Origin of the sequence: Domibacillus sp. DTU_2020_1001157_1_SI_ALB_TIR_016, from assembly GCF_032341995.1 — a bacterium.
Classification (GTDB): Bacteria; Bacillota; Bacilli; order Bacillales; family Domibacillaceae; genus Domibacillus; species Domibacillus indicus_A.
The window spans coordinates 2,298,224-2,319,051 of the sequence record NZ_CP135439.1; the positions used below are offsets into that span (position 1 = coordinate 2,298,224).

At 46.7% G+C, this 20,828-nt stretch carries 20 protein-coding genes; 1 reads left to right on the forward strand and 19 read right to left on the reverse strand.

Annotated features, from left to right (window positions below; translation table 11 throughout):
* Positions 1-16: 16 nt before the first annotated feature.
* The 13 genes from ffh to RRU94_RS19815 all read right to left on the reverse strand — a co-directional run bounded on the left by ffh (position 17) and on the right by RRU94_RS19815 (position 15,366).
* Positions 17-1,366 (reverse strand): signal recognition particle protein, encoded by a 1,350-nt coding sequence (gene ffh, locus RRU94_RS19755; RefSeq protein ID WP_315696062.1) that lies wholly within the window; start codon positions 1,364-1,366, stop codon positions 17-19.
* Between the two features lie 12 nt (positions 1,367-1,378).
* Positions 1,379-1,693, reverse strand: coding sequence for a putative DNA-binding protein (locus tag RRU94_RS19760; RefSeq protein WP_242232453.1), 315 nt, complete (start codon positions 1,691-1,693; stop codon positions 1,379-1,381).
* A gap of 92 nt (positions 1,694-1,785) precedes the next feature.
* The gene (ftsY, locus tag RRU94_RS19765; protein ID WP_315692556.1) at positions 1,786-2,808 is read right to left on the reverse strand and encodes a signal recognition particle-docking protein FtsY; all 1,023 of its coding nucleotides are present in this window, start codon (positions 2,806-2,808) and stop codon (positions 1,786-1,788) included.
* Positions 2,809-2,825: 17 nt separating this feature from the next.
* Positions 2,826-6,386, reverse strand: coding sequence for a chromosome segregation protein SMC (gene smc / locus RRU94_RS19770; protein WP_315692557.1), 3,561 nt, complete (start codon positions 6,384-6,386; stop codon positions 2,826-2,828).
* 17 nt (positions 6,387-6,403) lie between these two features.
* Positions 6,404-7,138, reverse strand: a complete 735-nt coding sequence (gene rnc / locus RRU94_RS19775; RefSeq protein ID WP_315692558.1) for a ribonuclease III — start codon at positions 7,136-7,138, stop codon at positions 6,404-6,406.
* A 251-nt stretch (positions 7,139-7,389) separates the two neighbouring features.
* Complete coding sequence (gene acpP, locus RRU94_RS19780; RefSeq protein WP_251270269.1) at positions 7,390-7,623, reverse strand: acyl carrier protein; 234 nt, start codon at positions 7,621-7,623, stop codon at positions 7,390-7,392.
* Positions 7,624-7,681: 58 nt separating this feature from the next.
* Entirely contained in the window at positions 7,682-8,425 is a 744-nt protein-coding gene (fabG, locus tag RRU94_RS19785) for a 3-oxoacyl-[acyl-carrier-protein] reductase (RefSeq protein WP_315692559.1), read from the reverse strand.
* A complete protein-coding gene (gene fabD / locus RRU94_RS19790; protein ID WP_315692560.1) occupies positions 8,422-9,369 on the reverse strand; it encodes an ACP S-malonyltransferase in 948 nt (315 codons plus the stop codon). Before fabD ends, fabG begins: the two co-directional genes overlap by 4 nt.
* 8 nt (positions 9,370-9,377) lie before the next feature.
* Entirely contained in the window at positions 9,378-10,370 is a 993-nt protein-coding gene (gene plsX, locus RRU94_RS19795) for a phosphate acyltransferase PlsX (protein ID WP_315692561.1), read from the reverse strand.
* Positions 10,354-10,944 carry a transcription factor FapR gene (fapR, locus tag RRU94_RS19800; RefSeq protein WP_315692562.1) on the reverse strand — a complete coding sequence of 197 codons (591 nt, stop codon included), beginning with the start codon at positions 10,942-10,944 and terminating at the stop codon, positions 10,354-10,356. Before fapR ends, plsX begins: the two co-directional genes overlap by 17 nt.
* 87 nt (positions 10,945-11,031) lie before the next feature.
* Positions 11,032-13,089: an ATP-dependent DNA helicase RecG gene (gene recG / locus RRU94_RS19805; RefSeq protein WP_315692563.1), complete on the reverse strand. Its 2,058-nt coding sequence runs from the start codon at positions 13,087-13,089 to the stop codon at positions 11,032-11,034.
* 229 nt (positions 13,090-13,318) lie between these two features.
* Positions 13,319-14,986 (reverse strand): DAK2 domain-containing protein, encoded by a 1,668-nt coding sequence (locus RRU94_RS19810; RefSeq protein WP_315692564.1) that lies wholly within the window; start codon positions 14,984-14,986, stop codon positions 13,319-13,321.
* Between the two features lie 17 nt (positions 14,987-15,003).
* Positions 15,004-15,366: an Asp23/Gls24 family envelope stress response protein gene (locus RRU94_RS19815; protein WP_315692565.1), complete on the reverse strand. Its 363-nt coding sequence runs from the start codon at positions 15,364-15,366 to the stop codon at positions 15,004-15,006.
* Between the two features lie 223 nt (positions 15,367-15,589).
* On the opposite strand from RRU94_RS19815, the gene rpmB reads away from it, so the two are divergent.
* Positions 15,590-15,778 carry a 50S ribosomal protein L28 gene (gene rpmB / locus RRU94_RS19820; RefSeq protein WP_045850130.1) on the forward strand — a complete coding sequence of 63 codons (189 nt, stop codon included), beginning with the start codon at positions 15,590-15,592 and terminating at the stop codon, positions 15,776-15,778.
* A gap of 49 nt (positions 15,779-15,827) precedes the next feature.
* On the opposite strand, the gene spoVM is transcribed toward rpmB, so the two are convergent.
* The 6 genes from spoVM to RRU94_RS19845 are packed head-to-tail and all read right to left on the reverse strand — an operon-like array spanning position 15,828 to position 20,825.
* Entirely contained in the window at positions 15,828-15,911 is an 84-nt protein-coding gene (spoVM, locus tag RRU94_RS25750) for a stage V sporulation protein SpoVM (protein ID WP_050181490.1), read from the reverse strand.
* On the reverse strand, positions 15,911-16,561 hold the full coding sequence (locus RRU94_RS19825) for a thiamine diphosphokinase (RefSeq protein WP_315692566.1): 651 nt from the start codon (positions 16,559-16,561) through the stop codon (positions 15,911-15,913). Before RRU94_RS19825 ends, spoVM begins: the two co-directional genes overlap by 1 nt.
* Positions 16,558-17,217 (reverse strand): ribulose-phosphate 3-epimerase, encoded by a 660-nt coding sequence (rpe, locus tag RRU94_RS19830; protein ID WP_315692567.1) that lies wholly within the window; start codon positions 17,215-17,217, stop codon positions 16,558-16,560. The genes RRU94_RS19825 and rpe overlap by 4 nt, the downstream gene beginning before the upstream one ends.
* Before the next feature lie 4 nt (positions 17,218-17,221).
* Positions 17,222-18,097 carry a ribosome small subunit-dependent GTPase A gene (gene rsgA / locus RRU94_RS19835; RefSeq protein WP_315692568.1) on the reverse strand — a complete coding sequence of 292 codons (876 nt, stop codon included), beginning with the start codon at positions 18,095-18,097 and terminating at the stop codon, positions 17,222-17,224.
* 11 nt (positions 18,098-18,108) lie between these two features.
* On the reverse strand, positions 18,109-20,067 hold the full coding sequence (gene pknB / locus RRU94_RS19840) for a Stk1 family PASTA domain-containing Ser/Thr kinase (protein WP_315692569.1): 1,959 nt from the start codon (positions 20,065-20,067) through the stop codon (positions 18,109-18,111).
* 5 nt (positions 20,068-20,072) lie between these two features.
* On the reverse strand, positions 20,073-20,825 hold the full coding sequence (locus RRU94_RS19845) for a Stp1/IreP family PP2C-type Ser/Thr phosphatase (RefSeq protein ID WP_315692570.1): 753 nt from the start codon (positions 20,823-20,825) through the stop codon (positions 20,073-20,075).
* Between the last annotated feature and the right edge of the window lie 3 nt (positions 20,826-20,828).

The following is a 20,828-nucleotide window of genomic DNA, read 5'->3' on the forward strand; positions in this document are numbered from 1 at the left end:
TTGCATCCCACTGTTCTTACATAAAAGGAAGCTTTGGCAGACCGCCTTTTTTCTTTCCTTTTTGCTGCATAGAAGACATTTGTTTCATCATTTTCTTCATGTCTTCAAACTGTTTTAACAGGCGGTTTACTTCCTGGATCGTTGTGCCTGATCCGCGGGCGATACGCTTGCGGCGGCCGGAATTAATGATTTCTGGCTGCTTTTTTTCAGCTGCAGTCATCGAACGGATAATGGCTTCCACACGGCCGATTTGTTTTTCATCCACCTGTATGTTGTTTAAGCCTTTCATTTTGTTCGCGCCTGGCAGCATTTTTAAAATTTCGTCAAGCGGTCCCATTGAACGCACTTGTCCAAGCTGATCTAAAAAGTCATCGAAAGTAAACGACATGGTCCGCATTTTTTGCTCAAGCTCTTTTGCTTTTGCTTCATCCACGTTCGTTTGAGCTTTCTCGATAAGAGACAGCACATCACCCATGCCAAGAATACGGGATGCCATGCGTTCCGGATGAAACTGCTCAAGTGCATCAAGCTTTTCACCCATCCCGACAAACTTAATCGGTTTTCCGGTAACAGAACGGATAGACAGTGCCGCCCCGCCTCTTGTATCGCCATCAAGCTTGGTAAGGACAACACCTGTAATGCCGAGCTGCTCATCAAAGCTTTCAGCGACATTCACAGCATCCTGTCCGGTCATAGAGTCGACCACTAGAAAAATTTCTTCCGGAGAAGACAGCTCTTTGATTTGTTTCAGCTCGTCCATTAATTCTTCGTCAATGTGAAGGCGGCCGGCTGTATCAATGAGTACATAATCCAAATGGTCGTCTTTCGCTTTTTGAATGGCCTGTCTGGCGATTTCAACCGGACTTTCCTGGTCACCGAGCGAGAAAACCGGCATACTAAGCTGTTTGCCGAGCGTTTCAAGCTGTTTAATAGCCGCCGGGCGGTATACATCGGCTGCTACAAGAAGCGGCTTGCGGTTGTATTTTTTGCGAAGCAGGTTGGCAAGCTTACCGGTTGTCGTTGTTTTCCCGGCACCCTGTAGCCCTACCATCATAATCACGGTCGGCGGGCGCTTTGCTGTGCCAATACGGCTTTCTTCCCCGCCCATTAATGTGGTTAATTCTTCTTTTACCACCTTAATAACCTGCTGTCCCGGCGTTAAGCTTTTCATCACTTCTTGGCCGACGGAACGCTCACTGACTTTTTTCACGAATTCTTTGACGACTTTAAAGTTAACATCCGCTTCTAAAAGAGCCAGTCGAACTTCTCGCATCATTTCTTTTACATCGGATTCGGATACTTTTCCTTTGCCGCGGATTTTCTGCATTGTTCCTTGCAGCCGTTCGGCCAATCCTTCAAATGCCATCATGCAGTCCCCCTATTCAAGTTCCTCAATTGCCTTGATAATCTTCAGCATTTCTTCATCCGCTCTTTCTTTGAGCTGATTCATAAATGCCTGGCGCTTTTGGAATTTCTTCAGCAGCCCGAGCTTTACTTCGTATTCTTCAAGCATCGCTTCTGTGCGTTTTATATTATCATAGACCGCCTGGCGGCTCACCTCATATTCTTCGGCGATTTCACCGAGCGAATAATCGTCCAAGTAGTATAGGGACATGTAGCTGCGCTGTTTGTCGGTCAGAAGCATCTGATAAAAGTCATACAGATAATTCATCCGCATTGTTTTCTCAAGCACGGCCGCCCCTCCTTTGTTAAGTGAAAAACCTTTACACTGAATTAGTGTACCTGCTTCGGCTGCGTCTGTCAAGAACGGGAAAAAACAGCCGGTTATTCGGCTGTTTCATCTTCCTCTGTATCTGATTTTCTTTCTTCAAAAGCCTCGGTAAACAGCCCATACGCATATTTTTCAGCGTCAAACGGCTGCAGATCATCCATTTTTTCACCAAGACCTACAAATTTAACTGGAACTCCCAGTTCTTTACGAATCGCCAGTACAATACCGCCTTTTGCGGTTCCATCCAGCTTTGTAAGCACGATGCCGGATACGTCTGTCGCCTCTTTAAATGTTTTCGCTTGAATCAATGCATTTTGACCGGTTGTCGCATCGACAACGAGCAGAACTTCATGCGGAGCGCCAGGAATTTCACGTTCAATGACACGCTTTACTTTTTGAAGCTCATTCATTAAGTTTACTTTGTTTTGAAGACGGCCGGCTGTGTCACACAGTAAAACATCGGCTTGTCGTGATTTTGCAGCCCGTACGGCATCGTACATAACTGCTGCTGGATCAGACCCCTCTGCTTGTTTGATCACATCAACACCTGTGCGCTCTCCCCATACTTCAAGCTGTTCAATAGCTCCAGCCCGGAAGGTATCACCAGCTGCAAGCATCACTTTCTTGCCCTCTTCCTTAAACTGGTGGGCAAGCTTGCCGATCGTTGTGGTTTTGCCGACCCCGTTGACACCAACAAATAAAATGACCGTCAAGCCCTCGTCCTGCATATTCAGATCTGAAGACATTTCATTGTCACCCGCATAAATATCAACAAACTTCTCGGTAATAATTTCGCGGATCGCTTCTGGTTCGTTTTTGTTTTGGCGTTTTACTTCCGTTTTTAATTCATCAATCAATTCCATCACTGTATCGAAACCAACATCTGCCCCGATCAGGATTTCTTCGAGTTCTTCAAAAAAATCTTCATCAATTTTACGGTAGCGGGCAAATAAATTGTTCATTTTTTCGGAAAAGCCAGAGCGTGATTTTTTCAGCCCTTCTGTATACTTTTCCGTTGTTTGCTCCTGCTCCTGAGAGCCAGAAAACTTTTCTTTTAATTTTTTAAAAAAGCTCATTTGTTTCATCCTTTCTTTTACTGCGTTACAGCCGCTTCCTCGAGTCTTACTGAGACAAGGCTCGTTACGCCGGATTCCTGCATGGCCACGCCATAGAGCGCATCGGCTTCTTCCATCGTTTGTTTGCGGTGTGTAATGACGATAAACTGTGTGTTCGCACTGAATTCTTTTAAGTACCGGCTGAACCTGTGCACGTTCGCTTCGTCAAGTGCTGCTTCTACTTCATCTAGTATACAAAACGGAACCGGGCGTACGCGTAAAATAGCAAATAAAAGAGCAATAGCCGTAAGAGCACGTTCTCCGCCGGATAAAAGACTTAAATGCTGCAGTTTTTTCCCTGGCGGCATCGCTGAAATATCCACACCGGCATTTAAAATATCTTTCGGGTCGGTCAATTTCAATTCGGCCCGTCCTCCGCCAAACAGCTGGACAAAAGCCGGCTGAAATTCCGCTTTAATCGCTTCAAATGTTTCTGAGAAGCGGCGGGTCATTTCAACATCCATTTCATTCATTACATCGCGAAGCGTTGACTTTGCTTCTTCAAGATCTTCTTTTTGGCCCCGCAGAAACGTCACTCGTTCAAACGTGATCTCATATTCTTCGATCGCTCCGAGATTTACATCTCCCAGCTCCTCAATCGCCCTTTTAATGAGCCGGACCTGCCGTCTCGATTCTTCAATCGGCAAAGTAAGCGGGTAGAGCCGCTGTGCTTCTTCGAAGGTTAAGCTGTATTGCTCATTCAGCTTTTGCAGCCATGTATCGATTTCAACTTCTAAGCGGGCAATGGCTACATCATGCCCGCGTACCGATTCTGTTAACCCTTTTAATAAACGGCGGGACTCCTGAAGGGCGGCTGTTTGTTCTTCAAGCCTCTGTGTTTTGCTGCTTCGTTCCTTTTTCAGCAATTCAAGTCCTTTGATCAGCCGCTCTTTTTCAGCAGCCTGCTCTTCCGCCTCCTGGGCAAGCGTCAGGCCGGTTGAACCGCTGTTTGACCGCTCCGCTTTCATAAATGCCTGCTCTTCTTCGAGCTGCTTCACTTGTTTTTGAATCTCTTTCCACTCTGCCCCGATCCGCTGTTCCTGCTGTCTGCTGAACGCAAGCTGCTCTTCAAGCACGGCAATCTGCGGACGCAGCGTGTAAAGTTCTTCTGTAAGCTCATCCCGCTTTGATGTAACGTCCTTTTGCTCTCTTTCAATAAAAGCAATTTGATCATCCAATTGTTTAATCGCCTGCTGTTTTTCGGCTAAAGAGCGGGAAGCTTCCTTTTCTCGCTTCTGAAGCCGCTCTCTTTCTTCTTGAAATTCTCTTTTTTCCGCATCGTAAACGGCAAGCCGGTCATTGATGGACTGTTCATTAAAAGACCATTCAAGCTGCTGGTTTTTCGCTTCCTGAAGTCCCTGGCGGTACAGCTCACCCGTTTCTTCAAGGCGGCTGACTAACCGATCACACTCAGCCGCACGGTCCTGGAGCGCTTTTACTTCCCTTTCAGCCTGCGCTGTTTTTTGCTCCATCTGTACGATTTGGGAACTTAACGTGTCCAGTTCATTTTTGCGCCCGAGCAGAGATGCACCTGTTTTTTTCACAGATCCGCCTGTCATCGAGCCGCCCGCATTAACTACATCACCTTCAATCGTGACGACGCGGTAACGGTGGTTGATTTTACGTGCAATGTGATTGGCTTTTTCAAGAGAATCCGCTACAAGCACATTGCCAAGAAGGTGACGCGCTGCCTGGGCGTACCGTTCTTCATAATCGGTCAGCTCTGCTGCGGTTCCAAGAAAGCCGTTTTCATGACGGACAAGGGCTAATGTATGATCAGGGATTACTTTTTCTTTCACAGTCGACAGAGGTAAAAAAGTCGCCCGGCCGAATTTGTGCTGCTTTAAAAAAGCAATCGCTTTGCGGGCAGCCGCTTCGTCTTCTACGATAATATGCTGGAGAGCTCCACCAAGAGCTGTTTCAATGGCGAGCTCATACTGCTTAGGTACCCGGATCAATTGTGCAGCAGCGCCAATCACGCCGGGAAGACGCCCGCCTTTTTCTTTCAGTACTTCTTTAACACCAGAGAAAAAGCCTGAATAATCTTCTTCCATTGAGGTTAAAAGGTCGCGCCGGGAAGACGCCTCCTGCAAAATCTGGTAGGCTTTATAGAGGGCATTTCGCTTCCTTTCAAGCTTTTCCTTTACACTGTCACGCTCCCGTTTTGCTTCGCGGTACGCTGTTGTATGCTCATTGAGCTTTTCCTCTGCCTCAAGACGAGCCTGCTCGATCTGTTCCTGCTCCCTTTGCAGGGCAGCCCGTTCAGAAAGATATTGGTCGTTGTGTCCGCCGAGCCGTTCAAATCGGGCTGTTAATCGTTCGAGCTGACGGCCAATTTCAGCCAACTCATTTTTCGCCGCTGCTTCTTTGCTTAAATGATCAATATAATCAGCTTTAAGAGATTCCAGCGTTTCACTGCTGTTTTGTGAGGCTGCACGAAGCAATGCTTCTTTTTCCACTGCTTGTTTTGTTAACACATCAAGCGCTTGTTTTTTCTCCTCAGACTGCTTTTTCGCTTCTGCCAGCGCTTGTTTTAATACCGCTTCTTTTTCTTTGGCTTCGTTTATCGATTTCACAAGCTTTTCTTCATTATAAGAAGCATTTTTTTGACGCTCGTCCATCAAGCGCCGTGTTCCTTCAATTTTCTCAAGTGACTCCACGACAGCCATAAGTTTTTCCTGTATCACTTCTTCCTCAACAGCCAGCTTTTTTAATTCCTGCTCGACTGCACGGATATGAGATTCCGCGCTTTCTGCTTCCCTGCTGAAATAAGCGATCTGTTTCTCCTGGTGCTCCCGGTCTTTTTTTCTCTCTTCCCATTCAGCGTGGGACTCACCAAGATCATACGCCCAGACAGAGGCTTCTACTTCCTTTAATTCTTCCTTTTTCTCAAGATAATCTTTTGCTGCGGCGGCTTGAATTTCGAGCGGTTCTACCCGCTGCTCTAATTCGTATAAAATATCCTGCACACGGCTTAGATTCTCTTCTGTTTCAGCAAGCTTTACTTCTGCCTGCTTTTTACGGGTTTTGTATTTTAACACGCCGGCTGCTTCTTCAAATATAGACCGCCGCTCTTCAGGACGGCTGTTTAATATTTCATCAACCCGCCCCTGGCCAATAATTGAAAATGCACCGCGCCCGAGTCCTGAGTCCATAAATAGTTCAATAATGTCTTTTAAGCGGCAGCTTTGCTTGTTGATAAAAAAACCACTGTCGCCATTTCGGTTTACGCGGCGCGTGATGCTTACTTCACTGTAATCAAGCGGAAGCGCCCCGTCCCGATTATCGAGCGTGATGGTCACGTCCGCTTCATTCAGCCGCCTTCTTGAATCACTTCCCGAAAAGATGACATCTTCCATTTTTCCGCCACGCAAGTTTTTAGCAGACTGTTCACCAAGTACCCAGCGAATCGCTTCAGTAATATTGCTTTTGCCCGAACCATTCGGTCCCACTACTGCTGTTACACCAGGCATAAAGTCAATGCTAACTTTTCCTGCAAATGATTTAAATCCCGCTATATCAAGCTTTTTCAGGATCATACTTCTCCACCTGTCTCCTACTTCGATTGTTTTACCTGTTCAAGCGCCATACGCGCTGCAAATTGCTCTGCTTCTTTTTTAGAGCGTCCGCTGCCTGTGCCGAGTACTGTACCGTTTAAGGATACTTCCGTAATAAACTCTTTGTTATGAGCCGGGCCTTTTTCTTCTAATATCCGGTAGGACGGTGAGCCTTTTAATTCACGCTGTACAAATTCCTGCAGCTGGCTTTTAAAATCCATTACATGTGAAAACGCTCCTGCACTGATTTTCGGGAAAACGATTTTTTCCAAAAACGGAATGACGGCATCCATCCCCTGATCAAGATAAAGGGCGCCAATGTAAGATTCAAACACGTCAGCAAGCAAAGCCGGACGCATTCTTCCGCCTGTCATTTCTTCACCTTTTCCGAGTAAAATAAGCCGGCCAAACTCAAGCTCGTTCGCAAATGTAACAAGCGAAGGCTCACATACAACAGCGGCGCGAAGCTTTGTTAACTCTCCTTCTGACATAACGGGATACGTTTTATATAAAAACTGCGAAACTGTCAACTCTAATACGGCATCGCCTAAAAACTCCAGGCGCTCGTTGTCTTCATATGGTTTTCTTCTGTGCTCGTTCACATAAGAAGAGTGGGTAAAAGCCTGTTTTAGGAGCGATTCATTTTGAAAATGGATGCCCATTTTTTCCTGGAATTCTTTAAATTCTTTATTTTTCCGTTCTGAATATCGCTGCTCCTGATTTGTTTTCTTCATTCTGGTTCCTCCGCAATGTTAAAGTGCACACAAAATTAGTTTAGCCGAAAAAAATGCATAGCGCAAAAAGAATTAAAGCGCAAGACACTGTTTATGAATCGCACTCGTTTAACAATCCTCCATTTCACTTTCGGGAAAGCTTGACCTGGACTGCTTAATGCCTTACGGTCCTGCGTGCGGTTCCTGGGCTTCCATTCAATAAAAGCATGAAAAAAGCAGACCCGCATCACCGGGCCTGCCATTAAGGACGATTAGTTTTTGCTGTTTATGTACGATACAGCGTCGCCTACCGTCGTAATATTTTCCGCGTCATCATCGGAAATTTCCATATCGAATTCGTCTTCAAGCTCCATTACAAGCTCAACTACGTCTAGAGAATCCGCACCTAGATCTTCCTTGAATTTCGCATCAAGGTTGATTTGTGATTCTTCTACACCTAGACGATCAACGATGATTTTCGTTACACGTTCTAATACATCTGCCACAATATTCACCTCCCCTCAAGTATTATAGACGATTCATCCTGCCAAAACACGCTTTTTCTTACATTGCCATGCCGCCGTCTACACCAAGCACCTGGCCAGTAATGTATTTCGCACCATCACTAGCTAAAAATGCGGCTGCAGCAGCAATATCGGCTGTATCGCCAAGCGTGCCAAGCGGAATTTGGCTGATCAACTGCTCTCTTGCTTCTGCCGGCAGTTCATCCGTCATGTCAGTCGTAATAAATCCTGGCGCAAGGGCATTCACTGTAATACCGCGTGGTGCAAGCTCACGGGCCGATGCTTTCGTTAACCCAATGACCCCTGCTTTCGCTGCTGTATAATTTGCCTGTCCAGCATTGCCGATTCGGCCGACAACCGAAGAAATGTTAATAATACGGCCGCTTTTTTGCTTCATCATTTGGCGGGTAACTGCTTTTGTGCAAAGGAATACACCTTTTAAATTGGTGTTAATAACATCGTCCCACTCTTGCTCTTTCATGCGCATCATCAAGTTATCGCGTGTAATTCCCGCGTTGTTTACTAAAATATCAAGACGGCCGAATTGGTCAATCGTTTCTTTCACCATCGCCCCTACTGCTTCACTATCAGAAATATCACACTGTACGATAAAAGAACGGCGGCCCATCGCTGTAATTTCATCGGCTGTTTCTTTTGCTTTTTGCTCGCTTCCTGCATAGTTCACGACCACGTCTGCGCCTAAACGGGCAAGTTCAAGTGCGATCGCTTTGCCAATTCCACGGGAAGCTCCTGTAACAAGAGCTATTTTTCCTTCCAGGTTCATTGTGTTTCCTCCTTTAGAGCTGCCGCTGCTTTTACAATGGATTCTTCATCGCTCACTGCAATGGTGCGGACACGGCGGTTTACTTTTTTAATTAAGCCGGATAAAACAGTACCTGAACCAATTTCAACAAACGTATCGACTCCTGCATCAAGCAGCGCCTGCACGCTGTCTTCCCATAAAACAGGTGAGTACAGCTGTTTCACAAGATTTTCTTTAATCGCCTCTGCCTCGGTTACTGGCTGTGCATCAACGTTGGCAATAACCGGTACGCGGCTTGACTGAATATTGGCTTTGTCGAGCACGGTGCGCAGCTTTTCAGCAGCCGGCTCCATAAGCGGCGAATGGAATGGACCGCTCACATTCAGCGGAATCACTCTTTTTGCGCCTTTTTCTTTTAAAAGAGCAGATGCCTGCTCTACGCCTTCTTTTGCCCCTGAGATCACAATTTGACCAGGGCAGTTGAAGTTAGCAGCAGCAACGACGTGGCCGTTTGCCGCAACTTCTGCAACGGCTGCTTCCAGCTCCGCGCGGTCCATGCCAAGCACAGCCGCCATCGCGCCTTCTCCAGCCGGTACAGCCGCTTCCATTAAATTGCCGCGCTCATGTACAGCCCAGACTGCGTCTTCGTATGTAATAGCCCCTGCAGCCGCCAAGGCAGAGTATTCACCAAGGCTGTGCCCAGCGGTAAAGTCCGGCACAATGCCTTCTTCTTCGAATCGTTTTAAAACAGCCATACTGTGCGCTAAAAGAGCAGGCTGCGCGTTTGATGTAAGTGTCAGCTTTTCTTCTGGGCCATTAAACATAATGTCCGTTAACGAGTAGCCGAGGCGCTCGTCTGCTTGTTGAAGCATTTCCTTGATGGAAGCATGCTCCTCAGCAAGTGATTTTCCCATTCCGACGGCTTGAGAGCCTTGTCCTGGAAATACAAATGCGATTTTTCCCATTGATGGTGTCATTCCTTCCCAGTGGCAATTTGTGATTCAATAATAGCCGGCACATTCGCTTGTGCCATTTTGTAGGCTTGTTCGATCGCGTGATAAAAGGCGTTGGCGTCCGATGAACCGTGCGCTTTGATGACCGGCGCTTTCAAGCCGAACAAACCGGCGCCGCCGTACTCTGTGTAATCCATTTTTGATTTTAGCCCGCACAGCTCATCTTTAAGCAGCAGTGCGCCGATTTTTGATTTAGTGGATGCGGTCAAAGCGGTTTTTAACATAGAAAAAACAGACAATGCGCTGCCTTCAATGGTTTTTAAAACCATATTGCCAGTAAAGCCGTCTGTGACGACAACATCCGCTGCCCCGTTTAACAGTTCACGGGATTCAATGTTGCCGATAAAGTTCAAATCAGCCGCTTCGCTTAATAGTTTGTATGCGGCTTTTGTTAAATCATTCCCTTTTTTTTCTTCCGTTCCGATATTTAAAAGACCCACACGAGGTTTAGGGATCCTCCGCACTTTTTCTGCATAAACCGAACCCATGATCGCATACTGCAGCAGATGCTCAGGTTTCGCATCCGAATTAGCACCGGCATCAAGCATGACAAATCCTTTGCCGTCAATTGTCGGAAGCGTTGGGGCCAGTGCCGGACGTTCTACTCCGTCAATACGGCCGACTACAAACAATCCTGCAGCCATAAGCGCACCTGTGTTGCCTGCTGATACACATGCTGCCGCTTCGTTAGCTGCAACAGCCTCTGCCATTAACACGAGTGAGGACTGTTTTTTCCGCCGCACAGCCCGGACCGGCTCGTCTGTACCGAGAATCACATCGGGAGCATGAACGACCTGCGCCCGGCTGCTCTCCTCTAAATACGGCCGGATTTTTTCTTCATCTCCATAAAGCATTACTTCAAGCTGCGGCATTTCCTTCAATGCCCGATTCACACCTAAAATGATTTGCTCCGGTGCGTGGTCACCGCCCATTGCGTCAATTGCGAGTTTCATCTATTTCCTCCTTTTCTGCAGATGGTGCACGAAACATCGAGAACTCTCCGCGAAACACGAGGTCACTGCCGACGAAACTGGATACCTCTACAATGGTTCGTCCCTTTTGGGATCGAATCACCTTCGCTTTGGCGATTACCCGGCTGTTTTCTTTCACCGGCTGTGTAAAACGAATATCCGCTTTGCCTGTGAGAGCCATTTCATCATTTATTACGGCAACGGCCAGCGAATTCGCCTGGGCAAACAGATGATGCCCCCGTGCAATGCCGTTCCGTTTAAAGACATGCTCTTTTTTTACATCAAAAATAGAAATAGCGCTTTTGTCTAATTCAATATCAATAATATCGCCGATAACTTCTTCGATCGGCAATGAACGCACTTCATCCTGCATATTTTTTTCCGCTACATATTTAATGCGTTCCCTCAGTTCCGGAATGGATAACTCCATCCGATCAAGCCGAATCGTTTGGACGCTTACGCCAAACTCCTGCGCCAGTTCTTCGTCGGTGATAAACGGATTTTCTCCGATTGTTTGCTTCAGACGGTCCTGACGCTCTTTTTTTGATCGTCTCATATTTATCCCACCATCCGATATTAGGACTAGGTACTAAAAAACAGTATAAAGATAACAAAAAAAGAATGCAAGAGGCAACTTGCATTCTTAATCAAGCTTTTCACCATCAAACACACCCGAATCATTTAAAACCTTCCGCAAATGTCGATATTCATGGCCGGTCCAAAAATCGGGCGCATTAATTAATTCTTTGGCATCTTCGCGCGCCGTTTCAAGCGCCCGGTAATCATGCACCATATCCGCCATTTTAAATTCAGGCAGCCCGCTTTGTTTGCGGCCAAAGAAATCTCCTGGTCCACGCAGCTCCAGGTCTTTTTCACTGAGCACAAACCCATCGTTCGTTTCTGTCATAGCGGTCATCCGCTCTTTGCCGGTTTCAGACTTTGGATCAGCAATCAGCATGCAGTACGACTGCTCTGATCCCCGTCCTACCCGTCCACGCAGCTGGTGTAGCTGTGACAAGCCGAATCGCTCTGCATCATAAATAATCATCACCGTTGCATTCGGCACGTTTACCCCGACTTCTACCACTGTTGTGGAGACTAACACGTTCCATTCATTCGCGCTGAATGCCTTCATTACGGCTTCTTTTTCTTCACCGCTCAGACGCCCATGCATTAAGCCGACTGTAAATCTTCCTCCAAAATACTGGGTCAGCTGTGAATGAACATCAAGCGCGTTTTGAAAATCAAGCTTTTCCGATTCTTCAATCAGCGGGCAGATCACATAAGCCTGCCGCCCTTTTCGCAGCTCTTTTTCTGTAAATTCAAGCACACGGCCAAGCATTTCTTCTTTTGCCCAATAGGTTTCGATTGCTTTGCGGCCAGCCGGCATTTCATTAATGATCGAGACGTCCATTTCACCAAAAACGGTAATGGCAAGTGTTCTGGGAATTGGCGTTGCGGTCATAAACAGGACATCAGGATTTTCACCCTTGGACCGAAGCACGCGGCGCTGATTCACCCCAAACCGGTGCTGCTCATCCGTAATGACAAGTCCAAGCTTATGAAAGATAACATCATCTTGAATAAGGGCATGCGTCCCGATTAAAATATCAATTTCACCTGCTTCCAGTGCTGCAAGCAGTGCTTTGCGGCGCTTCCCTTTTACAGTTCCGGTCAATAAGGCTGTTGTGACGCCAAACGGCTCAAGCATCTCATGCAGCGATTTTGCATGCTGCTCTGCTAAAATTTCGGTCGGCACCATTAAGGCCCCTTGAAATCCTGCTGTTACGGAAGCATACAGTGCCAATGTCGCAACAGCGGTTTTTCCGCTTCCTACATCGCCCTGCAGCAGCCGGTTCATTCGGTACGGCGATTTCATATCGGCACATATCTCATTTACAGCTTTTTTCTGCGCATTTGTTAATTCAAAAGGCAATGAGTCAATCAGTTCTTTTAGCTTAGCGAGATCATATTTTTGAACAATCCCCCCGGACTGTTCCCGAATCGTTTTTCGGAGCGCCTGCATTTTAAGCTGAAAATAGAAAAATTCTTCGTATACAAATCGGCGCCGCGCCTGTTTCATCTCTTTATGTGAAATCGGAAAGTGAAGGGCACGAATCGCCTCTTTTCTTTCCATTAAGCGGTATTGTTGAATCAAATGAACCGGCAGCGTTTCTTCTATATACTCACCAAAGGAGTCGATTGCCTGTTTTACAAGCTTCCTAAACTGCTTGAGAGGAATGGCATTGCGCAGTAAATAGACCGCTTCGAAATCCGTACCGCGTGCATAGGCCCCTTTCTCCATTGTCTGGCCGGAAATAGCCAGGCGGTGGCGGTCCCACTTTCCGGTCACGGTAACCGTGTCGCCGACGGACGCTTTTTTCTTTAAGTAGGGCTGATTAAAAAAATTGACGTTAATCAAATGAGGACCTGACAAAAATTTAAATGTCAGCCGCGACTTTTTCTTTCCGTAATACATGATGGAAGGCTCGGTTTGAATCACACCTTCGATCGTAACTTTTTCATCATGTTCTGCTTCTTCAGGGCTTTTCAGTCTCATATCTTCATAGCGTGCCGGCACAAATTCCATTAAATCCCCTACCGTAAGCACACCAATAGAAGCCAGAGATGCTTCCGCTTCTTTGCCTGCGCCTTTTAACACACTGACAGGCTGATTCAGCGGATGGCTTGTTTCAAGCATGTTTTTTCCTCCCTTCCTTTTCAACGTGAAAAAGAGAGAGAATGATCTCCCTCTCAGAATGTAGACAAAGTTAGAAAGCAGGCTGATTGAAAACGCCTGCCTTTCTAGGAACACAGCTGGATGGGAAGCGGAGTGACCTTTTGGGGGTCATGAGCATTCACAGCCAGCAAGTGACGCCGAAAGCGGACGTTTGCGGGCAGCCTGAGAGAGAATAATCTCCCTCTTTTGTTTATTCAACCGAAAAAATAAACGGATACAGCGGCTGTCTGCCGTTATGCACTTCCACTTCGATATCCGGGTACGTTTCTTCAATAAAACTTGTTACTTGTTCAACCGTTTCTTCTGACGCTTCTTCCCCATGAATAACCGTTACGATTTCTGACTCGTCATCGATCAGCGACTGCAGCAGCTCTTTCGCCGCTGATGCCGATTCTGTATGCGTGACCACAATTTTCCCTTCGGCCAGTCCCATAAAGTCATTTTTCTTAATATCGATGCCATCAATGGTCGTATTACGAACAGCGTATGTGATTTGTCCGGTTTTCACCTGCGTGGATGCTGCTGCCATGGCATCCTTATTCCATGCTGCATCGCTTTCTGGATTAAACGCAATGAGGGCTGCCAGACCTTGCGGAACAGTCTTGGTTGGGATAACAGACACAGTCGTTTCCGTGATGTCTGCTGCCTGCTCGGCCGCCATAATAATATTTTTGTTATTTGGCAGAACAAACACGTGCTCAGCATGGCACTCCTGGATTGCTTTAACAATATCTTCTGTGGACGGATTCATCGTTTGACCGCCTTCAATAACAGCGGCTGCTCCGATACTCGTAAATAACTCAGCAATACCGGCTCCCATCGCAACCGCTACAACACCATATTTAGCCCGCTGCACCGGCTGGGCTGACGCTTGGGATGTGCTGCCAGTAATCGCACTGTGCTGTTCACGCATATTTTCAATCTTCATATTGATTAAGCTTCCGTATTGCTGCCCAACGGTCAGTACTTCTCCCGGATGTTCAGCATGAATATGCACTTTGGCAATTTCATCATCAGCAACCACAAGCAATGAATCACCAAACCGGCTTAATTCATCGCGGAAGCGCTCTTCAGAAAAAGGATGTTTAACGAGCTTTTCTTTTTCAAATTTGACCATAAATTCCGTACAATAGCCAAATTCAATATCTTCTGTGTTCATAAAGCTCTGCACACTTTTACGGTGCTCCGCACTGACAAGCTCCTTTATGTCCTGGCGGTCCGAAAGCGCTGCCGGAAGTGCTTCTCCCTTCAGCTCAGCTAAAAAGCCTTCGTATACAAGCAAAAGACCCTGCCCGCCGCTGTCGACCACGCCGACTTCTTTTAACACAGGCAAAAGCTCCGGTGTCCGGTTTAAGGAAGCTTGTCCTTCTTTCACAAGCGCTTCTACTACCGCGACAATATCAGATTCTTTTTGAGAAACGGCTACCGCTTTTTTAGCGGCGTCTTTTGCCACCGTTAAAATCGTTCCTTCCACTGGCTTCATTACCGCTTTGTATGCCGTTTGAACGCCTGCTTCAAATGCGGCAGCAAGTTCAAACGCGGATACTTCCTGCTTGCCTGCCACTGCTTTTGCAAACCCCCGAAAAAGCTGGGATAAAATTACGCCTGAGTTTCCGCGCGCACCCATTAACAGCCCTTTCGACAGCGCTTCTGCCGTTTTCCCGAAATGGCGCTGCGTGCCCGCTTCTGTTTCCTTTGCTCCTGATGTCATTGATAAATTCATATTCGTGCCGGTGTCGCCATCCGGCACGGGAAATACATTCAGCGCGTCAACCATTTGTGCATTTGCTGATAAATGCTGTGCGCCTGCTTGCACCATCCTGGCAAAGCGCAATCCGTCCAATGAAGTTATAGCCACAAAATTTCCTCCTCACACTACGGGTTCGTTACCCGCACACCCTGTACAAAAATATTAACAGAATCAACTGATAATCCGACGGTTTGATTAAGTGTATATTTTACTTTTGACTGCACATTGCTTGCCACTTCAGAGATTTTCGTTCCGTAGCTCACGATAATATACATATCAATAAAAATACGGTCTTCTTCCTGGCGTACGACAACGCCGCGTGTAAAATTTTCACGACGCAGCATTTCAGCAAGGCCATCTTTTAATTGATTTTTTGATGCCATACCGACAATACCGTAGCAATCTACCGCCGCACCGCCTGCGATCATCGCGATGACTTCATTTGAAATGTCAATTTGACCAAGTTCAGTCGTTAATTCAATCGTCACAAAACATCCTCCTCGCGAATCAAACTATTCTCATTTTACTATATTTATCTGCCACTTCACAACTTACGGGCCGGATCTGCCGCTTATTCACTGTCAAGTGATTTTTCTTGAAAGACTTCTTCAAAGCTGTTGCATTCATTCATTGATTGTGATAAATTATTTAAGTGTCTTGCATATAAAAACGTAGACAATTAACGATCCTGAATAGTAAGGAGTGAATACAATGCCAAAAAAATGTGTTATTTCCGGCCGCAAAGCACGTACTGGAAACAACCGCTCACACGCGATGAATTCAAGCAAACGTACGTGGGGCGCTAACCTTCAAAAAGTTCGTATCCTTGTTGACGGTAAACCAAAACGTGTTTGGGTATCTGCCCGCGCACTTAAATCTGGAAAAGTTGAGCGCGTTTAATTTTTCCTTTCATAAAAAAGCACCTGCGCCAAACGGCACCGGTGCTTTTTTATTTTTTCTTTTTCCCTGCTGACATAAACATCCGAATCATGCCCCCGACAAACTTTGGCAGTTTCAATGTGTAAAATTTCACTAGCTTCTCCTCCCGTCACGGCTTCTTATAACCATTAATATGCCTGAACGGAACGAAAAGACCCCCTTTTTTTCAAGGATTTCATTACTTACACATCTTGAGGAACCCGGCTGAACCGTGTAATTGTCCAGTGGATATTTAAAGCCGGACAGCGTCAGCCCTTTCACGCTTTCATTCAGCGCAAAAAAAGAAACGTACGGCCATCCTTCCCTTTGAGGAATAACTCCTTCTCCGGGTGAATAAACAGCCAGTTCATTTTGACAGTCTACGATCATAACCGGACAGGGAAGCTCCCTTTTTAAGAGCAGCGTAACCGCCCCGAAAAAGTGATCAAGACGGCCGCCTGTTACGCCATATAAAAAAATCATCTCCGGGTTTTGCTTTGCTGCGTCATTGAGGGCAATTTCAAGGTCAGTTTCATTTTTTTCCGCTGGAAACTGCACATGATCCCGGACTTCTGCCGCCACACGGCGCCATTCTTTCTCCGTGATGGAATCAAAGTCGCCAAAGGCCTTGTCCGGCGTAATCCCACGGTCAAGCAGATAAAGAGCGCCACGGTCTACACCAATCCATTGCTCCCTCAAGGCGGGATCCCTTTTTAATACAGGCAGTTCCGTTTCCGGACCGCCGGCAACGATCCGGATAATCACGCTTTTTCCGCGGCAGCCCGGATCGCCCGGATGGCCGCCCCCCGGTCCTTTTCATTATAGATCGCCGAACCGGCAACAAGCACATTTGCTCCGGCCTCTGTACAAATCCGGGCCGTTTCCGTATTGACACCGCCGTCTATTTCAATATCCACCGACACACCCGCTTTTGTGATCATGTCGCGAACACGGCGGATTTTCGGTACAACGGCCTCAATGAAAGACTGCCCTCCGAACCCAGGGTTTACAGTCATAAGTAAAACCATATCAATATCGCCGATCACATACTCGAGTACATCGACCGGTGTAGAAGGGTTTAACACAACTCCCGCTTTGATGCCAAAAGAGCGGATAAGCTGAATGGTCCGATGCAGATGCGGACATGCTTCAGCATGAACCGTAATAATATCAGCTCCGGCTTTCGCAAACGTCTCAATGTACTGATCAGGGTTGCTGATCATCAAATGAACATCAAGAGGTAATGCTGTTACCGGCCGGATCGCTTCTACAATCAGCGGGCCAATCGTGATATTCGGCACGAAATGTCCATCCATCACATCTACGTGAATATAGTCAGCTCCACCCGCTTCTACGTCTTTTATTTCTTCACCAAGCCGCGCAAAGTCAGCGGATAAAATAGATGGGGCAATCTTGATCATAACGTCAGTACCTCGGCTTTCTCTCTTTAATTTCCTCTATAAATTGCAAATAATGCTCATAGCGATAATTCGGGATTTCTCCTTCTGCTACTGCTTCTTTTACCGCGCATTTCGGCTCATTTAAATGCAGGCAGCCTCTAAATTTACAATCGGAGCTCCGGTCTGCCATTTCTGGAAAACACGCGGATAATTCATCCAGCTCTATTCCTTCAAAATCCAACGAACTAAAACCCGGCGTATCGGCGACTAGTCCGCCTGCCGCTGGAATGAGCTCCACGTGCCGTGTTGTATGCTTGCCCCGTCCCAGTGAACTGGAGATCTCATCTGTTTTCAAGGCAAGATCCGGCCGGATCGCATTTAACAGTGAAGACTTTCCAACGCCTGACTGTCCGGCGAATACCGATGTTTTTTCTGTTAAGTGGCCTTCCAGCAAGTGAAGGCCGTCCATTGTTTCTGAAGAAGTTTCCACAACGGTGTAGCCAATCCTGCGGTAATCGGCCACGTATTGATCGAGCATTTTCTGGTCTTCAGCTAAATCCATTTTGGTCAGGCAGATAACCGGTTCAATATTCTTTGATTCAATTAAAACTAAAAAACGGTCTAGAAGCACTGTGCTGAAAGCCGGTTCCATCACTGAAAAAACAAGGACCGCCTGGTCAATGTTCGCAACAGGCGGACGAACCAAATCATTTTTCCGCTCTTTAACGGATAAAACGTAGCCTTCTTTTTCATTTTCTGCTTCATACTCAACATAGTCGCCGACAAGCGGTGTAATATTTCTTTTCCGGAATACCCCCCGGCCCCGGCATTGAATAATATCTTCTCCATCGAGCACGTAGTAAAAACCGCTTAACGCTTTGATAATTTTGCCTTCTGGCATGTAGCACCACCTTATTCAGATTGTGTTTTTTCCGGGTAAGGAATGATTTCATCTGCAATGACGACTTGATCCCGCACCACTTTATATCCTGCTTTTTGGTCTTTCTCAATCACAAACTGCAGTGTTCGCTTCGTTTCTTCTGTAATTAAAAACTTTTCATAGGGTTCTGTCATACTATGTGTGGCATCATCTACATAAATCTGGATCTCTTGAGGTTCTCCTTCAACCTCAGGCTCGTATGGAATCACCACTTCTGTTGAGACTTCTGCCGGCGGAATTTCCTCCGGTCCTTTTGAAAGAGTGACTTTAACCGTACTGCCCGGCTCCACTTCACTTCCGGCCTCAGGCGACTGCCTGATCACCTGGCCGGCCGCAACGGAATCCGAGTATTCTTCTCCGGAAAAATCAATGATAATGCCATTTGCATCCTCATAGTCTTCCAGGCTTTTTTCCGTATAGCCCGAAAGATCCTTCAGCACGACATCGGCAAGGCCTGCGCTTACTGTTAACTCCACGTCTGTTTCTTCCGGAATGACGCGTTCATCCGCATCTGGTCTTTGTTCCAGCACCGTTCCTGGTTCACTGTCGTCATATTTCGACTCAACGACTTCAACATTACGAAAGCCGGCTTCCTCCAGCAATTCCCGTGTTTCTTCGAGTGTTTTCCCGGTGTAATCTTCCATTGCTTTTTGTTCTTTGCCAGCCGAGACAAACAAGTCAATCTCACTGCCTTCTTCTAACGTTGTTCCCGCTTTTGGCACCGTTCGAATCACTTTTCCTTCTTCAATCTCTGCACTGAATTCCTCATCGGAGTCACCTACAACAAAACCGGCATTTATTAAAGTGGCGGCAGCTGCTTCCGGACTGCTTCCGTTTGTATCCGGCACTGCTATCTGCTTTGGCACCATCAGCATAAACCATGCTGCAGCACTGAGGGCACCCAGAATAAGGAGCACGAGCAGAAACCATGGCCACTTTCTTTTCTTTTTCTGCGGCTCAGTATTTGTATCACTATCTGTTTTCTGCTTGATTTCTACAGGCGGTACAGACGGCTGGATTCGCTCCGGCGGCTTCGATGAAATAATCGGAATCGCTTTTGTGACTTCATCATTATCATCTGGAATTTTAAATTTTTCCTCATGCATGCGGTAAGGCTCTAAAGCAGTAGACAAATCGTGTTCCATTTCTTCTGCACTCACATAGCGGTGAAAAGGATCTTTCGCCGTTGCATGAAGGACGATATTTTCAATGCTTTGCGGAACTCCCGGATAAAGTTGTTTAATAGATGGAGTCTCTGCCTGCAGATGCTTTAAAGCAATGGAGACAGCCGATTCACCCGAAAATGGGAGCTTTCCCGTTAACAGCTCGTACATGACAATCCCAAGTGCGTAAATATCAGACTTTTTTGTCGCCATTCCCCCTCTTGCCTGCTCGGGGGAAATATAATGAACAGAGCCAAGAACCGCATTTGTCTGCGTAATAGAAGTTGCACTCATCGCCATTGCAATACCGAAGTCGGTCATTTTTACAATTCCATCCCGATCAATAAGCATGTTGTGTGGTTTTACATCACGGTGAATAATGGAATGCTGATGGGCAAATGCAACGGCCGCAGTCATTTGCCTCATAATATCAATAACGGTTTCGTACGGAACGGGGGAAAATTGCTGAATGTATTCTTTCAGCGTCATTCCGTCCACATATTCCATTACGATAAAGTGAATATTATCTTCTTCCCCAACATCGTAAATACTGACTATATTCGGATGAGCCAGGCTTGACGCTGCCTGGGCCTCACGCTGAAATCGACGCAAAAATTCATCTTCTCCGGCAAAATCAAACCGCAGGACTTTAATAGCCACATCCCGGTCTAAAATCATATCACGGGCCAGGTATACATGCGCCATTCCGCCGCCGCCAATCGCCCGGACGATTTTATAACGCCCGCTTAAGCTTCTGCCAATTAACATCGCCGTCACCCGCTTTCGCGTTCGGCACAATGCTCGAGAATTGCGACTGTAATATTGTCTTCTCCGCCGTTTTCATTGGCCAGACGAATCAGAGTATTTGCTTTTTCATGCAGCGGATCTGATGATTGCAGAATATGGCTCATTTCGGGAGCTGACACTTTGTTTGATAAACCATCGGAGCAAAGAAGGAGCAAATCTCCTTCTTCAAACATGATCGTTCTGTAATCAACAGACAGCTTTTCGTCTGTTCCAAGAGCTCGTGTTAGTACATTTTTTTTCGGATGGCTCTCTGCTGCTTCCTTTGTAATTTCACCTGATTTAACGAGTTCGTTCACAAGTGAATGATCTTCCGTGACTTGTGAAAAGCCGTCCTCACTCTGCAGATAACATCGGCTGTCTCCAATGCTCGCAATCGCGCAAAACCGGTCTGTGCAAAGAGCCGCTACCAGTGTCGTTCCCATACCGCTGCATTCTGGATGGGTATGGGCATGAAATAAAATTTCTTTATTGATCACTGGAATAATCGCCTTCATCCAGTTTAAGGCCTCATCCGGCGATTGAATATTCAATACTGTTTCGTTCCAATGCTGTTCAAACATGCTGATGGTCATCCGGCTTGCGGTATCTCCCGCATTGTGCCCGCCCATTCCGTCTGCTACAACGGCCAGGCATAAGCTGCCGTTATGATGAAAAACGCCCCCGCTGTCTTCATTGTGCGAGCGCACTCGTCCGCGGTCTGTTTCAAACACAGCATTCATCTT